Genomic DNA, 15,547 nt, shown 5'->3' on the forward strand with positions numbered 1-15,547 from the left:
TTTATAATGAGTACATCTGTAAGTAATGTATTTAAAAATCTTCAGCTAGAAAATGAAGAATTAAAATTAGTTGAGAGTATTTTTTCGGAGGTAACGTATAAAAAAGGCGATACCATATTACAAACGAATGAAAAAGTATACTACCAATATTATGTGATAAAAGGTTGTTTACGAACGTTTTTTATGGATGCTAAAGGAAAAGAGCATACGATACAATTTGCTATTAACGACTGGTGGATTAGTGATTACATAGGTTATTTTTCCGAATCAGAATCTGTACTTTCTATTGAGTGTATTACAAATGCTACTGTGTTAAAAGTGGCTAAGAAGGATTTGGATAATATCTATGAAAAAGTACCCAAAATAGAACATTTTTTTAGAAAAAAGTTAGAACGTTCAACGGTAAGATTTCAGAAAAGGATTTTAAATAACTTAGTATTATCAGCTAAAGAAAGATATCATTTATTTTTGCAAACCTATCCAAATATAGAGCAGCAAATTAAAAATTATCATTTAGCATCTTACCTAGGAATAACAACAGAAAGTTTAAGTAGAATACGAAAAGAAACTTTATAAAGGTCTTTATTACCATACATCAATTTTTTTTCACCTTTCATATACTAATTTTGAGGTAACTTAAAAATAGAAATAATATGAAAAAAGTAGTATTTGTACTTACTAGTCATGAAGAATTAGGAAATACAGGAGAAAAAACAGGATTTTGGATTGAAGAATTTGCAGCACCTTATTATTTATTAAAAGATAAAGGAGTAGAAGTAACTTTAGCATCTCCAAAAGGAGGACAACCACCAATTGATCCAAAAAGTAACGAACCAGATTTTCAAACACCAGCTACACATCGTTTTAATAAAGATGAAGAACTTCAAGCTATATTGGCAAACACAATGAAATTGAGTGAAGTTAAAGAAGGTGATTATGATGCAATTTTTTACCCTGGAGGACATGGACCTTTATGGGATTTAGCTGAAAATAGAGATTCTGTAGCTTTAATAGAAACTTTTTATACAAACAATAAACCAGTAGGAGCAGTTTGTCATGCACCTATTGTATTAAAAGACGCTAAAGTAAATGGAGATCCTTTAGTTAAAGATAAAAAAGTAACAGGTTTTTCTAATACAGAAGAAGATGCAGTGCAATTAACTTCAATTGTACCGTTTTTAGTAGAAGATGAACTAAAAAATAATGGAGGTATTTATAGTAAAGCAGGAGATTGGCAAGAATATGTGATTGAAGACGGAAACTTAATCACCGGACAAAATCCAGCATCATCAGAATTAGTTGCAGAAAAATTATTTGCAAAATTATAACTATTAAATAGTAAGTGTTTAAGAAAAAATCGTTTGAAAATATTTTCAAACGATTTTTTTCTTTTTCAAGAACAAGCAAAAAGGTTTTATCGTACTTTTAGCGCATTAGAATATAGATAAAATGAAAGAATCTAAACCGCTCGTTATAGCTGCTTTTATAGCTATTTATGTTATTTGGGGATCAACCTATTTGCTAAATAAAATTGTTGTTACTGAGGTTTCTCCATTGTTATTAGCAGCCATTCGTTTTTCTATATCGGGAGCGCTAATCATGCTAATAGCTAAACTTTTAAAAAGAGAAATAAAAGTGACTAAGAAGCAACTTTTAAATTCTGCGATAGCTGGTTTTCTTTTTTTAGTGTATGGAAACGGAATGTTTGTGTGGGCATTAAAATTTGTAGATAGTGGTTTTGGTGCTTTATTAGCGGCAACACAACCTTTATTTGTATTGTTACTATTACGTTTAATTGATGGAAAGAAAATGCAAAGACAATCTATTATTGGAGTTGTTTTAGGGATTATAGGAATGTATTTGTTAGTAAGTCAAAATGAAATTACGACATCAAAAGACATGCTAATAGGAATCTTTATGATTTTTTCATGTGTATTAAGTTGGAGTTACGGTAGTGTTTTTGTAGCCAAAGCTAAGCTTCCTAAAAACTTCTTTGTAAGTACAGGTTATCAAATGCTTTTTGCAGGACTTTTTCTCTTTATAGGTTCTGTTTTATTAAAAGAAACTTGGTCTTCTCCTTTAGATTGGTCTTTTAAAGCGCAAGGAGCTATGTTTTTGTTAATTGTTTTCGGAAGTATTGTTGCATTTACATCTTTTAATTATTTATTAAAAATTGTTCCAACAGAAAAGGTATCAACATCAGCGTATGTAAATCCAGTTGTAGCCTTATTTTTAGGGTGGTATTTTTTAGATGAAACCTTAACAACACAATCGGTAATAGCATCTATTGTATTATTATCAGGAGTTTATTTTATTACTTCAAGAAAACGAATATCAAAATTGAAAGTAACTTCAAAACCACAAAAAGTTTGATTTAGTTTTAATAATGGGGATTAATTAATCAAGTATTTAAAATTATATTCCTTCACCTGATAAGTTAATTACCAATTCTCCTAGCTCATGCTTTATTACAATAATTACATTTCTAGTACCTATATGTGTAGGAGTAAAAACAACATCAAAGTAAGTAGCTGTTGTTATATTTGTACCTATTGATAGACCTTTAACCTGAAAGTCTTCACGGTGTTGACCTTCAACTTTTATTCCAGTAACTCTTGTGTCTAAGTCACATTCATTTATTAGGTTAACTTCTATATACTTACTAGAATAAACTTCAGCTTCTAATTTATAATAATCATTTTCAAAAGCTATGTCGACATCAACACAAGAAAGTATGTTTTCTTCGACTTCAAAACAAGATGTGAATGTGATTAAAGTAAATAGAAGTAAAAAAGAGAGTTTGAAATATTTCATAGATTTTTAGTAAGCAAATTTAATAAGTAATTTGAAATACACTAATTATCCCACCAAACCACAAAAAACTTAAAAAGTTCACCATTTGGTTTCTTTAGCCAACAAAGAGGAGCATTTTCTTTGTTTAAAAATTGTTGAAGTTTAATTTGAAAGGCTTCAAAAGTTAACCAGTTAATATTTGAATGTGGATTTACTAACCAGTTATGTTTAGTTGGAATATAGAATTTACAATCGGAAAATTGTAGTAACTCCTTCGGATAGATATAAAACCCGTAAATGCACTCATTATTTAGTTGTTTAATGTTTTTTTCGAAGTCTTTTAAAGGAACAAACAATTGTGCTTTAAAATATACTTGTTGTATTATTTTATCTACATTCAACTTTAATTCATCTAAATAAGTTTTAGTATGATTGGAGTAGAGTAGTGGTAATTGTTTTTCTTGAAGCTTTGTTAGCTTTTGAATAAGAGAATCTCGTCGATTTGGTCCAATCCAATGTTCAACTTCAGAATTACCAAAAGAAGCATCATACAAGTAGAACTTATATATAACTTCTAAATGAATTGGTTTCTTATTTTTCAACAATAAACAATCTAATTCACCTACAGTAATTTTTTCTTTTTGAATTTGAATATTCTCAGCAAGAATTGATACAGAAGTGTCTTGATTTAATTCAAATGAAACAAAACGTTCTACCAATTTCCCTAAACGTAATTTTTGTGTAATCTCTTGGTTAAACGAACTTGTTCGAGTTATTGAAATAGGAAATTGTTCTAAATTAAAAACACCTTTTCCATGCCATAGAAAAGGTGTTTTTAAAAATCCTTCGTATTGTAATTGTAAGTCTTTTTGTTTTTGATACATAAAAGAATTACTCTTTAATTCCTAACTTATCTAGTACTAATTGTGTGATATCAAAACGCTCATCAATGTATCCAAATTCATTTCCAGTAGTAGTTAAAACTTGTGTATACCCGTTAGCTTTTGCTACTTCTGCAATTACTTCGCTCAACTTTTTATATAAAGGACGTAAATTTTGATCTTTTTGAAGCTGTATCATAGCTCCTCCATTTTTACGGAACTTAGCCATGTCTAACTCTAACTGTTGTATTTCTTTAATTCGAGTTTTTTTATCAGCATCTGTCATAATTTTTTCTTCAGCCTTAAAAGAATCTACTTTAGCTTTATATTCAGACGCTTTTATTTGAAAACTAGAATCTAGTTTTTTACCATAATTTTCTACTCGTTGTAAAACTCCTTTCATTTGTGGCATTTTACTAATAATTAATTCGCTATTTACCGTTCCAACTTTAGTTTGAGCATTTGAAAATCCGATAAAAAATAAGGCTAGTATAAAAGTGATTTTTAGTTTCATGTATTTCTGTTTTTGACAAATATAAAAAAGTGATTTTTTTAGTGTTCTTAAAAAGCGTTAAAGTTTATTTTCAATAGTTTTTATAATATTTTGAACATCTTCTTGAAAATCAAACCATAAAATGTTTGAATCTTTACGAAACCATGTTCCTTGTCGTTTGGCAAACCTTCTTGAATTCTTCTTAATTTCCTCAATAGCAAATTCTTTAGTAAAGTTACCTTCAAAATATTCAAATAACTCTCTATATCCTACTGTTTGTAATGCGTTTAGGCTTTTATGAGGATATAGTTTTTTAGCTTCTTCTATCAAACCTTTTTCAATCATAATATTAACGCGACGATTAATACGGTCGTACATAATTTCTCTATCGGCTGTCAATCCAATTTTTATAGTTTGAAAATTACGAGGAGTTTTTGGTTTGTTTTTAAAAGAACTATATGTTTTTCCTGTTCCTATACAAATCTCTAAGGCACGGATTAATCGATGTGGGTTGTCAATAGCAATCGTATTGTAAGCTTCAATATCAAGTTCTTTTAATTTTTTTTGAAGATATTCTATTCCTTTATTTTCTAATTCGATAGTTAAATCTATTCTTATTTGTGGATCTACATCAGGAAAATAGTCTAATCCTTTTAAAACAGCATCTATATACAAACCACTTCCGCCTACCATAATTTGAATAGGTTTTTGGGAAAATAACTCATCTAACTTAGCTAAAGTATCTTTTTCAAACTGACCTACTGAATAATCTTCAAAAATACTTCTGTTTTGTATAAAATGGTGTGGAGCAGCAGTTAATTCTTCAGGTTCAGGAACCGCTGTTCCTATGGTCATTTCCTTATAAAATTGACGAGAGTCACACGAAATAATATCACAATTAAAATGTTGAGCTAGTTTAATGCTTAGTGCTGTTTTACCAATAGCCGTAGCTCCAACAATTGTAATTAACGTGTTTTTTTGTGACATTTAGTTCAGTTTTGTTCCGCAATGATAACAAAATTCTGCATCATCTTTATGCCCTTCATAAGAACAATTTGGGCAAGATTGTGTATTTAGATGCACCTTCTTTTTAGTCATTTCAGAACTTACTATTCCTGTAGGAATGGCAATAATAGCATAACCAATAATTACAGTAATACTCGCAATAAACTGTCCTAAAGCGGTTTGAGGAGCAATGTCTCCATAACCAACAGTTGTAAGTGTTACTATTGACCAATAAATACTTCTAGGTATACTTGTAAAACCGTTTTCTGCCCCTTCAATAAAATACATCACAGACCCTAAAATGATACAGATAATTAATACAAAATAAAGAAATACCCCAATCTTAGCTTTACTCGCGTTCAAAGCTTTGATTAATTGATTTGATTCTCCAATGTATCTAGACACTTTTAAAATTCTAAAAACTCTTAATAGGCGCAATGCTCTCAAAGCTATTAAGCTACTATGTGTACCCACAAAAAAGAACGTTAAGTACATAGGAATGGTAGAAAGTAAATCTATAATACCATAAAAGCTAAAAATATATTTTGTTGGTTTTTTTATTGAAATAATTCGAAGGATATATTCAATTGAAAAAAAGAAAGTAATAATCCATTCAGAAATATATAAGAAATCATGGTGCTTATTATCAAAACTTTCTACACTTTCAAGCATTACTAATATAATACTTGCTAAAATTGCAAATAATAAAATGATATCAAATAGTCTACCAGCAGGCGTGTCTGCTTCGTAGATTACTTCATGTAATTTATCTCTCCAATTAAGTGCTTTTTTATCCAAAAGATTAGTTTTTTTGAATGCTTTATAGCAATATTACAAATTATTTTCAACTTGTAATCGTACTATTTTAGACACTTTATTTTTTAGTAAATAGTTTTTTATTATTGTTTTAGCTAGTTCTTTGTGCTCAATAGGAGTGAGCATTGATTTTAGAATAGACAACTGGTTTTCTTGAAATGCAAGATTGGTATATGTATATCCTACAACTTCGTTTTTTTCAATTAAAATTACAGCGTGTTCTTCAGGGGTTCTACCTTTATCTATGACAAGCATATTATCATGATTAAAGCTTCTATCTGTAATCTTTCTTTTTCGTATAATATTGTACTTAGGTCGTAGTTTTTCGAGCTCTAAATGATATTTTAAACGCGTAAAAAGCATATTCCCTGTTTCTTCGTAAGAAACCCTAGCTACTCTTTTTATTACTTTTAAAGCTTTTCTAGTTTCTTTTAAAAAGAGTTTATTGGTTTCTTGTTTTATGTTTTTACCTCTACCAACAAAAATGATAGCTCCTTCATGATTATGGACATAAAAAACACCTTCTTTTTCAGGTAAACTATCTAATATTCTTTGAATGCGAAACTTTTCGTGTCTATTATCAAAATATTTTATAGATTGTTGAATAATATTCTTTTCAACATCTTTATCTATTAATAATTTAAATAATTGTACAGTGGCTAAAGCGTCACCTGTAGCTCTGTGACGATCTGACATAGGAATTCCTAAAAACTTACATAGTTTTCCAAGGCTATGTGATGGAGATTCGGGAATAAGTTTTTTACTTAAAGTAACAGTACAAAGTGTATTGCGTTTGTATTTATAACCTAACCTATCAAATTCAGTACGAAGAATGCGGTAATCAAAATTAGCATTGTGTGCTACAATGAAACAGTCTTGGGTTATTTCAACAATTCTTTTCGCTACTTCATAAAACTTAGGTGCATTTCGTAGCATTTTATTATTAATTCCTGTAAGTTTTACAACAAACTCTTGAATTTCTCTTTCTGGATTCACAAGGCTAATGAATTGATCTACAACTTGATGTCCGTCATATTTATAGATGGCAATTTCAGTAATTCCTTCCTCGTTGTATTTTCCTCCAGTAGTTTCAATGTCTAAAATAGCGTACAAATCTCTCCCTTTTTTAAGCTGATTTATGTAAATCTAAGCAATATAATTTCTAACTCCAAAAATAGAGCTTCCTATTCGTACCATAGTACTGCCATTTTGTATGGCTAACTCATAATCACCACTCATACCCATTGAAAGAATTGATAAATCGGGGTATTTTTCCTGATTCTTATTGAAGAAATTAGCTAATGATGAAAACTCCTCTTGTAATTGTTCTTGGTTGTCTGTAAAAGTGGCCATTCCCATTAAGCCTACTATTTTTACATTTTTTAACTCTTTGAATTCTTCTGAAGCTAAAATATTTTCAATATCAGTAAATGGTAGGCCAAATTTGGTATCTTCTTTAGCAATTCGAGCTTGTAACAAACAATTGATAACTCTATTATGTTTTTTGGCTTGCTTATCTATTTCTTTTAATGTTTTAAAGCTATCTACACCATGAATTAAATCAACAAAATGTGCCATATACTTAACCTTATTACGTTGTAAATGGCCAATCATGTGCCATTTTATGTCTTTAGGTAATTCATCGTATTTAGCTACCATTTCTTGTATTTTATTTTCACCAAATATACGCTGACCAGCATCATAAGCTTCTTGTAAATCAGCAATAGGTTTGGTTTTAGAAACAGCAACTAACGTTACATTTTCTGGTAGTGTTGATTTTATTTTTTGAAGATTTTCTTTAATTCCTGTAATCATAATAATTGTTTATCAGACTTTACACTAAAACTCGTAAATAGTTAAAGCACTTCTTAACTTAGGTTCTATATAGGTTGTTTTTGGTGGCATCATTAAACCAGCATCAACAATAGTTTTTAGTTCTTGAATGTTAGTGGGTAACATTCCAAAAGAAACTTTAAACTCACCACTATCTACTTTTGTTTTTAGCTCTAATCCGTCAGATTTATCTTGTGAGTATACAATTTTAGAAGCGTTTCTAATATCCTCAATTCCTAAAATAGGTTCTAGTACAGTTGTGTATAAAATATAAGCATCTAATTCGCTTAAACAATCGGTAAAATTATAAGCAGATTTGCGTAAATACAATGCATAAAACTCACCATTTAAGTACATACTAAAATGATGCTTTTCTTTAGGCCTATAAAGTTCTTGTCCACGGTTTTCAATTCTAAAATGCGTGTCAAGTTCCATTAAAAGTTCTTCAGGAGTTAATCCGTTTAAATCTCTTATAAATCTATTGAATTCATAAATTTTTACCTGACTTTCAGGTAATAGGTAGCTCATGAAAAAGTTATAGTCTTCTTTTCCTGTGTGCTTAGGATTGTTCTCAGCTAAATTTTGTGCTAATAAACACGAAGATGTTGAACGATGATGTCCATCTGCAATATATAAGGTGTTAACATCTTTAAACGCTTTAGCTATTTCTTCAACATCTTTCTCATCATTTATCACCCATAAAAAATGTAAATCCTTATCAGATGTAGAAAACTCATACTCAGCTCTTTTTTTCTGATATTTTTTTACAATAGAATTAATTACAGTATTATCAGGATAGGTGAGTAGTACAGGTTCTGCATTAAAACCTGTATTTTTTAGATAGTTTTCAAACAGTAATTCACGTTCTTTTAAAGTGTCTTCATGCTTTTTAATAACTTCATTATGATAATCTTCTACAGAAGTGGCTGCGATTATTCCACAGAAATTATCATTTGGAGTTATTTTTTGATATACATAATACCCTGGAGCTTCATCTTGCTTAAAAACTTCATTTTCTTTAAACTCTAAATAACGATTGTGTACCAATTTAAAGCGTTGCTCTCCTGTTACATCTTGTTTATGATATTTATAACCTGGGTTAATTACATGTAAAAAAGTGTATGGATTAAAATCGAGTTTAGCTCCAATTTCCGCAGGGGTATAAATTTCGTACGATTTAGAAGATACTAAAGCGACTTTATCTCGAGTGGCTCTAACAGCTTTAAATGGTTTTACAATTGCCATAGATTATTTTATTCGCTTAGTAATTCGATGATTTTATTAGCAAGTTCAATTCCAGCTCTATCTTGCGCTTCAACAGTTGAAGCACCAATATGAGGTGTCATTGATATTTCAGGATTCATTAATAGTTGAATTTCTGGCCTCGGTTGACTTTCAAAAACGTCTAATCCTGCATATTTAACTTTTCCGCTTTCTATAGCTTTTACTAAATCAACTTCATTTAAAACACCTCCATGAGAAGTATTTATAATTCCTACACCGTCTTTCATTTTGTTTAATAAAGATGTTTCAATAACATATCCTTCTTGTACAGGAAGGTGTAAGGTTATAAAGTCTGATTTTGATAATAGGTTATCTATAGTTTCTGTTTCAATAAAGAAATCTACCGATTGACCATCGAAAAAAGGAATTGTAATGGTTGCATTATCTACTTCAGCATCGGTAGCTATTACTTCCATACCTAAAGCCAGTGCTGTTTTTGCAACTTCTTGTCCTACGGTATCAAATCCAATAATTCCTAGTGTCTTTCCTCTTAATTCAGTTCCTTGTGAGTATTGCTTTTTTAAAGCATTAAAACGCATGTCTCCTTCTAAAGGCATTTCACGGTTCGATTGATGTAAAAAACGAACCATTCCGAATAAATGTGCAAATACTAGTTCTGCAATTGAAGTAGCAGAAGCATCTTCACTATTCACAACGTGAACCCCATTACTAATAGCATAATCAACATCAATATTATCCATTTCGGTTCCTAAACAAGCAATAAGTTTAATGCTAGGGCAAGCATCAATTAACTCTTGTCGTACTTGTGTAGTATTACCTACTGTAATAGCATCAATAGTATGGTCGTTTATATAGTTTTCTAATTGCTCTTGTGCAACTTTAGTGTTTATTACTTCAAAGCCTTTGTCTTCTAAAGCTTGTATTCCGCTAGCGGAAATTCCATCTGTCACTAATATCTTCATCGTTCTTTATATTAAAAATGCCATTATAAAAAAATGACGTTGTATCTAACTTATTCTTTCTAATTCTTGCATTACATCTACTAAGGCCTGAACACTGTATAAAGGTAAGGCATTGTACATGCTTGCACGGTAACCACCAACACTTCTATGACCACTTAATCCATTGATATTGGCTTCTTGCCACATTTTATCAAACTTAGCTTGCAAGTTTTTATCAGCTAAGGTAAAAGTAGCATTCATATGGCTTCTGTCTTCTATAGCAGCTACTCCTTTAAATAAAGGGTTTCTGTCTATTTCACTATATAACAGTGCTGATTTTTTTTCATTCACCTTTTCAATGAATTCGATACCTCCTAAATCTTTTAACCATTCCAAAGTTAACATGGAAGTATATACTGCAAATACAGGAGGTGTATTAAACATACTTTCTTTATCAATAATTACCTGATAATTTAACATTGAAGGAATTTGACGTTCTACTTTCCCTAAAATGTCTTCTTTTACTACAACAAGCGTAGTACCAGCTGGTCCCATGTTTTTTTGAGCCCCTGCATAAATCAAATCAAACTTTGAAAAATCCAATTGACGAGAAAAAATATCAGAACTCATATCACATATCATTGGAACAGAAGTCTTTGGAAAACTCTTCATTTGTGTTCCATAAATAGTGTTATTACTAGTACAGTGGAAATAATCTACATCAGTAGGAATTTCATATGCTTTAGGTATATAACTGAAGTTTTTATCTTTTGAAGAAGCTACTTCTACTAATTCGCCAAATAGTTTAGCTTCTTTAATTGCTTTGTCACTCCAAGTTCCTGTATTTAAGTAAGCAGCTTTCTTGTTTAATAGGTTATAAGCAACCATTAAGAACTGCATACTAGCTCCACCTTGTAAAAATAATGCTTTATAACCTTTGTTTTCTAGTCCTAATAATTTTAATGCTAAACTTCTCGCTTTTTCAATTACATCAACAAAAGGTTGACTTCTGTGTGATATTTCGATTAAAGATAAATTGTCATTATTAAAATTAATAACAGCGTCAGATGCTTTTTTTAGCACTTCTTCAGGTAAAATACAAGGTCCTGCACTAAAGTTATGTTTTTTCATTTGTGTTGTTGTGTTTTGCTACACAAAGGTGCAAATTTATATAGAGACTCTTTTAAATTTTAGCTAAAAATTCTAGTGTGTTTACACCATCGGCATAGTCCCATAACTTTGGATGTTGTGTTTGTCCAAACGCTATTTCATTTTCAATAAAATTATTGGCTACAATACATTGAATTTGATCTCTGTCTTCCCACAGTTTAATTTTTAAATCATCTGCATTGTCATAATACTCATAAAAAACAGAAGCGATAGGAGAGGCGTAGCTTTTATCTTCTTTAATCATTAAAAAACCATTCTCTAGAATGTCAAATTCACTCATTAAATACACTGCTTTGTTGTAATCGTAATTATTAGCATATTTAGTATTATTAATGATTTCATGTTGTTGATACATTCCATTGAAAAAAGCATCAAAATTATAATCTTTTGGGATGAATACTTTAGAAACTGAGCGACAACCTAATCCAAAGTAACGAAAAACATCTTCGCTTAAGTTTTGCAGTTGTTCTTCAGACTCGTTTCCTGTTAGAACAGCCACAGAGTTTCTATTTTTTCTTATAATGCTAGGTTTATCTTTAAAATAATATTCAAAATAACGTGCTGTATTATTACTACCAGTGGCAATAACGGCATCAAAACCTGTTAGTTTTTCTTCAGTAAACGTAATTTTTCCTTTTAATTCAGGCTCAACATACTCTAAATACTTTGCCAAAAAAGGAAGTAAGTGTTTATCGTTAGAAGATTGTTTAACTAATACGGAGTGTCCTGAAATTAAAACTGATAAAAAATCATGAAAGCCAACTAAAGGAATATTTCCAGCCATAATAACAGCAACTAATTTAGTTTTATTTTTACCTAAATCTTCGTTAGCTACCCATTGAGTTAAATTACCAGAAGTGAGTGCTTTTGCCCAATTTTTAATAGAAAACAATAGGTTTTCTCTAGTAAACCAAGTGTTATTTTCTCCTGCTATTTTTAGTTGATGCTTAAATCCATCAAAAAACAATTCGTTATGTTCTATACCTTCTTTTTTCTCTATTTTCTCTTGAGAAAACTGGCTTAAAAATTCTCCTAGTTTATGAAAAGCGTTAATTCTACTTTTTATACTATCCATTTATTTGGTTCTAAATTAAATTGGAACTATTTTTGCGAATGCAAAGTTACAAAACTGAAAGAGATTAATTATGGCAATTATAATAACTGATGAATGTATAAACTGCGGGGCTTGCGAACCTGAATGTCCAAATACAGCTATTTACGAAGGTGCAGATGACTGGAAGTATGCTGACGGAACTGATTTAACAGGAAATATAGTTTTACCAAATGGTAAATCTGCTAATGCGGATGAAGATCAAGAGCCAATTTCGGATGAAATTTATTACATCGTTGTAGATAAATGTACAGAATGTAAAGGTTTTCATGAAGAACCTCAGTGTGCTGCTGTTTGTCCTGTTGATTGTTGTGTTCCTGATGAAGATAATGTAGAAACAGAAGAAGAGTTATTAGCGAAACAACGTTTTATGCATAATGATTAATAAGCTCTAGATTTCTAGAGTTAAGAGATAAAAAAAATCCTGAGAGTATTCTCAGGATTTTTGCTTTTATAAAAAGTGTATTAAAGTTTAAATCCTAATCTAGTAAAGAAATAAGCACCGTCTGATCCCATTTGTACAGAATCAGCTAATCCTCCCTGATCAGTCCATCCATCAAATTGTGGAGTAGGGTACACGTTAAAAATATTATTTCCTCCAATTGTAAACGTAATTTTATCAGTGAAAGCATAGCTTAAACTTAAATCAGTTGTTATTTTACTATCATAAACATCTGTAGCAACAGCATATAAAGCATCTGCTTCTGCTTGTGTAGTTGCTGGTGAGTCTACCCATTGAAAATCTTGTAATTGAACTTCACTGAATTTTGTAAAGTTTAAAGCAACATCTAGTTTTTTATATCCATATCCAAGATTTAAACCGAATTTGTGATCTGGAGCTGCAGCTTTTAAATAAGCTTCAGAAAAAGGGCTAAAGAAAGTAAATCTGTTTAAATTTCCGTTCTTAATTTTTTCAATTTTAGTATCGTTAAAGTTTCCTACTAAACCTACATCAATTCTATGGTCTTCAAAAGATTTTTTATAGTTTAAAACAATATCTAATCCTTGAGTTTTTGTATCAACACCATTTGCAAAGAATTGTGCTGCATCTACACCTAAATTCAATCCAGAAGCATCAAAATTATCTGTTAAAATAATACGATCATCAACAGTTATAGAGTATGCATCAATGGTAGCGGTAAATCCACCTATTTTATAAGTAAATCCTAAACTAGCATTGAATGCTGTTTCTTCTTTTAACTGTTCTATTCCGAAAGCTCTAGTTACGGTGCTGTTATTTGCAGATAATAATGATGGTAAAGATTCCCCATTAACAATATTGGTAAATTTTAAATTATAATATAATTGAGCTAAAGATGGTGCTCTAAAACCAGAAGAAATAGAACCTCTAAGAGTTAAGTTATCACTCGCTTTAAACCTTGAAGCTAATTTAAAATTGAATGTACTACCAAAATCGCTGTAATCTTCAAAACGAATTGCTGCTCCTACTAAGAATTTTTCTGTAAAGTTAAATTCAGAATCAAAATAGATACCTACATTACTTCTTGAGCGATCTACTTCATTATCTGGTCCATAGCCAGGAAAACCTTGAGATCCTCCAGGTAGTTCTTCTCCATTACTGTCAACAGCTACTGGTTGAACAGCAGGATTTGTCATTAATACTCCGTTATCATCATACAATCCATAAGAAGCTTCTTCACCAGCAAAAATGATAAAGTTTTCCGTTCTATATTCTAAACCGAAAGCAAGGTTAACTCCACTCATTAAATCTTCTAAGTACTTACTAAAATCTAATCCAGTAGTATTTTGTGATAAACTATGTCCTCCTGCATTAAAATCGGTAGGTGAAGCATCTTTTAAAGAAGCGTTGTTTGAGTCTTTGATGAAATAATGGAATTTATTTTCTCCGTAAGTATTATTAAAATCAATTTCCCAACCATTTTCTAATTTATGTTTAATTCCTGCGGAAACTGAAATATCAGTAATGTTAGAGGTGATTCTTGGTGTAAAACCATTTGGATGTATACTAGGAACACTTCTATTGTCACCTTCATCAAAACTATCTCTAGAAAAAGCATACGCATCAGTATCTCTAAAGTTTCTGCCTCCAAAAGCATATACTTCAGTGTTGTCGTTTATAGGTAAACTTGCATTTACCATAAAGTTAAATCCATCAATAGCAGCACTACCATATCCTTTACGCCAAGAAAATCCTGGTCTTAAAGTTCTTTCCTTAGATAATAGTTCGGTAGTAAAGTTTACAAAACCTCCTTTATTATTTAGTTTTGCTCCGTAGTTTAAATCTAATTTAAAAGTTCCTCCATCAAAACTTTTGTCTTCTCCATCTAATCTATTCTTTCCTTCCACATTGTATAAAGTTTCTCCTGTAGCTTCTGCCCATCCACTACCGATGGCTGTACTGTAGGCACCATAGCCAACACTTCCTGAAACACCATCAGTATTATCTTTTAAAACAATATTAATAACTCCTGCAATAGCATCAGAACCATATTGAGCTGAAGCTCCATCTCTTAAAACTTCAATTCTTTTGATAGCAGCAGAAGGAATTGCGTTTAAATCCGTTCCAGAATTTCCACGCCCACGTGTCCCAAAAATGTTAACCAATGATGATTGATGACGTCTTTTTCCATTAATTAATACCAATGTTTGATCAGGTCCTAAACCTCTTAAAGAAGCAGGTACGATATGGTCTGCTCCATCTGAACCAGACTGTTTAGTCGCGTTAAACGAAGGTGCTGCGTATTGAAGTATATCATTTACTTCTACTTTACCATTTTTAGTAGCTAAATCTCCCACATCAATTATATCAACAGGTACGGGAGTATCTATAGCTGTCCTTTTAGGATTTCTTGACCCTACAATGACAACTTCGTCTAACTCTAATCCTTCTTTTAAAATAATATTAAAGTTAGTTTTTCCATTAATAGGAATTTCTTGTGTTTCAAATCCTGAAAAACTAATTATTAAGGTTCCATTAGCATTAGCGTTAAAGGAAAATTCACCATTAAAATCTGTAGACGTACCGTTAGAGGTTCCTTTTTCTAAAACGTTAGCTCCAGGTAAAGGCTCGTTGCTTGTATCTTTTACTGTACCTTTAATTAATGTTTGAGCACTCAACATATGAAGTCCCCAAAAAAACAGGTAAGTAATAAGAAGGGTCTGTTTTTTCATTTAAATATATTTTTTAGTTAATTTCTTAAAAATAGTAAAAAATCAATCTAAATCTTAAAAAAATGTTAAAAACATAAAATTGCTAACTAAAAACAAACTTAAATGA

The 15,547-nt window shown here is 30.6% G+C and carries 16 protein-coding genes; 4 read left to right on the forward strand and 12 right to left on the reverse strand.

All coding sequences use genetic code 11. The features are described from left to right. Window positions 1–6 precede the first annotated feature (6 nt). The 3 genes from LCI24_RS07565 to LCI24_RS07575 all read left to right on the forward strand — a co-directional run bounded on the left by LCI24_RS07565 (window position 7) and on the right by LCI24_RS07575 (window position 2,373). Complete coding sequence (locus LCI24_RS07565; protein ID WP_274639831.1) at window positions 7–576, forward strand: Crp/Fnr family transcriptional regulator; 570 nt, start codon at window positions 7–9, stop codon at window positions 574–576. Between the two features lie 77 nt (window positions 577–653). Continuing rightward, the gene (locus LCI24_RS07570) at window positions 654–1,328 is read left to right on the forward strand and encodes a type 1 glutamine amidotransferase domain-containing protein (RefSeq protein WP_274639832.1); all 675 of its coding nucleotides are present in this window, start codon (window positions 654–656) and stop codon (window positions 1,326–1,328) included. Window positions 1,329–1,449: 121 nt separating this feature from the next. Continuing rightward, on the forward strand, window positions 1,450–2,373 hold the full coding sequence (locus tag LCI24_RS07575) for an EamA family transporter (RefSeq protein ID WP_120186699.1): 924 nt from the start codon (window positions 1,450–1,452) through the stop codon (window positions 2,371–2,373). Window positions 2,374–2,415: 42 nt separating this feature from the next. Here the strand turns inward: LCI24_RS07575 and LCI24_RS07580 are convergent, their stop codons facing one another. The 11 genes from LCI24_RS07580 to LCI24_RS07630 are packed head-to-tail and all read right to left on the reverse strand — an operon-like array spanning window position 2,416 to window position 12,252. Next, complete coding sequence (locus LCI24_RS07580) at window positions 2,416–2,814, reverse strand: hypothetical protein (protein WP_274639833.1); 399 nt, start codon at window positions 2,812–2,814, stop codon at window positions 2,416–2,418. Between the two features lie 41 nt (window positions 2,815–2,855). Continuing rightward, window positions 2,856–3,677, reverse strand: coding sequence for a DUF1853 family protein (locus LCI24_RS07585; protein ID WP_274639834.1), 822 nt, complete (start codon window positions 3,675–3,677; stop codon window positions 2,856–2,858). A 7-nt stretch (window positions 3,678–3,684) separates the two neighbouring features. After that, the gene (locus LCI24_RS07590) at window positions 3,685–4,188 is read right to left on the reverse strand and encodes an OmpH/Skp family outer membrane protein (protein WP_274639835.1); all 504 of its coding nucleotides are present in this window, start codon (window positions 4,186–4,188) and stop codon (window positions 3,685–3,687) included. Window positions 4,189–4,245: 57 nt separating this feature from the next. Continuing rightward, window positions 4,246–5,154: a tRNA (adenosine(37)-N6)-dimethylallyltransferase MiaA gene (gene miaA / locus LCI24_RS07595; protein WP_274639836.1), complete on the reverse strand. Its 909-nt coding sequence runs from the start codon at window positions 5,152–5,154 to the stop codon at window positions 4,246–4,248. Then, window positions 5,155–5,970 carry an ion transporter gene (locus LCI24_RS07600; RefSeq protein ID WP_274639837.1) on the reverse strand — a complete coding sequence of 272 codons (816 nt, stop codon included), beginning with the start codon at window positions 5,968–5,970 and terminating at the stop codon, window positions 5,155–5,157. Window positions 5,971–6,003: 33 nt separating this feature from the next. Next, the gene (locus LCI24_RS07605) at window positions 6,004–7,101 is read right to left on the reverse strand and encodes an exonuclease domain-containing protein (protein ID WP_274639838.1); all 1,098 of its coding nucleotides are present in this window, start codon (window positions 7,099–7,101) and stop codon (window positions 6,004–6,006) included. 33 nt (window positions 7,102–7,134) lie between these two features. Then, the gene (locus tag LCI24_RS07610) at window positions 7,135–7,803 is read right to left on the reverse strand and encodes a YggS family pyridoxal phosphate-dependent enzyme (protein ID WP_274639839.1); all 669 of its coding nucleotides are present in this window, start codon (window positions 7,801–7,803) and stop codon (window positions 7,135–7,137) included. 24 nt (window positions 7,804–7,827) lie between these two features. Then, window positions 7,828–9,066, reverse strand: coding sequence for a DUF1015 domain-containing protein (locus LCI24_RS07615; protein ID WP_274639840.1), 1,239 nt, complete (start codon window positions 9,064–9,066; stop codon window positions 7,828–7,830). Window positions 9,067–9,074: 8 nt separating this feature from the next. Next, window positions 9,075–10,028 carry a D-2-hydroxyacid dehydrogenase gene (locus tag LCI24_RS07620; RefSeq protein ID WP_274639841.1) on the reverse strand — a complete coding sequence of 318 codons (954 nt, stop codon included), beginning with the start codon at window positions 10,026–10,028 and terminating at the stop codon, window positions 9,075–9,077. A gap of 45 nt (window positions 10,029–10,073) precedes the next feature. Continuing rightward, entirely contained in the window at window positions 10,074–11,138 is a 1,065-nt protein-coding gene (gene serC, locus LCI24_RS07625) for a 3-phosphoserine/phosphohydroxythreonine transaminase (RefSeq protein ID WP_274639842.1), read from the reverse strand. Between the two features lie 52 nt (window positions 11,139–11,190). Next, a complete protein-coding gene (locus tag LCI24_RS07630; RefSeq protein WP_274639843.1) occupies window positions 11,191–12,252 on the reverse strand; it encodes an acyl-CoA reductase in 1,062 nt (353 codons plus the stop codon). Window positions 12,253–12,322: 70 nt separating this feature from the next. On the opposite strand from LCI24_RS07630, the gene LCI24_RS07635 reads away from it, so the two are divergent. Continuing rightward, window positions 12,323–12,673, forward strand: coding sequence for a 4Fe-4S dicluster domain-containing protein (locus LCI24_RS07635; protein WP_047788857.1), 351 nt, complete (start codon window positions 12,323–12,325; stop codon window positions 12,671–12,673). An 80-nt stretch (window positions 12,674–12,753) separates the two neighbouring features. Here LCI24_RS07635 and LCI24_RS07640 read toward each other — a convergent pair whose 3' ends face one another. Next, entirely contained in the window at window positions 12,754–15,441 is a 2,688-nt protein-coding gene (locus LCI24_RS07640) for a TonB-dependent receptor (RefSeq protein ID WP_274639844.1), read from the reverse strand. Between the last annotated feature and the right edge of the window lie 106 nt (window positions 15,442–15,547).

Source organism: Tenacibaculum larymnensis (assembly GCF_028829235.1).
In the GTDB taxonomy this organism is placed as follows: Bacteria; Bacteroidota; Bacteroidia; order Flavobacteriales; family Flavobacteriaceae; genus Polaribacter; species Polaribacter larymnensis.

Bases quoted from the DNA above. Each gene is read 5' to 3' on its own strand.
- LCI24_RS07630 (WP_274639843.1), bottom strand. From the start codon at position 12,252: ATGGATAGTATAAAAAGTAGAATTAACGCTTTTCATAAACTAGGAGAA.
- miaA (WP_274639836.1), bottom strand. From the start codon at position 5,154: ATGTCACAAAAAAACACGTTAATTACAATTGTTGGAGCTACGGCTATT.
- LCI24_RS07565 (WP_274639831.1), top strand. From the start codon at position 7: ATGAGTACATCTGTAAGTAATGTATTTAAAAATCTTCAGCTAGAAAAT.
- LCI24_RS07590 (WP_274639835.1), bottom strand. From the start codon at position 4,188: ATGAAACTAAAAATCACTTTTATACTAGCCTTATTTTTTATCGGATTT.
- LCI24_RS07585 (WP_274639834.1), bottom strand. From the start codon at position 3,677: ATGTATCAAAAACAAAAAGACTTACAATTACAATACGAAGGATTTTTA.
- LCI24_RS07615 (WP_274639840.1), bottom strand. From the start codon at position 9,066: ATGGCAATTGTAAAACCATTTAAAGCTGTTAGAGCCACTCGAGATAAA.
- LCI24_RS07570 (WP_274639832.1), top strand. From the start codon at position 654: ATGAAAAAAGTAGTATTTGTACTTACTAGTCATGAAGAATTAGGAAAT.
- LCI24_RS07610 (WP_274639839.1), bottom strand. From the start codon at position 7,803: ATGATTACAGGAATTAAAGAAAATCTTCAAAAAATAAAATCAACACTA.
- serC (WP_274639842.1), bottom strand. From the start codon at position 11,138: ATGAAAAAACATAACTTTAGTGCAGGACCTTGTATTTTACCTGAAGAA.
- LCI24_RS07575 (WP_120186699.1), top strand. From the start codon at position 1,450: ATGAAAGAATCTAAACCGCTCGTTATAGCTGCTTTTATAGCTATTTAT.
- LCI24_RS07635 (WP_047788857.1), top strand. From the start codon at position 12,323: ATGGCAATTATAATAACTGATGAATGTATAAACTGCGGGGCTTGCGAA.
- LCI24_RS07580 (WP_274639833.1), bottom strand. From the start codon at position 2,814: ATGAAATATTTCAAACTCTCTTTTTTACTTCTATTTACTTTAATCACA.
- LCI24_RS07620 (WP_274639841.1), bottom strand. From the start codon at position 10,028: ATGAAGATATTAGTGACAGATGGAATTTCCGCTAGCGGAATACAAGCT.
- LCI24_RS07640 (WP_274639844.1), bottom strand. From the start codon at position 15,441: ATGAAAAAACAGACCCTTCTTATTACTTACCTGTTTTTTTGGGGACTT.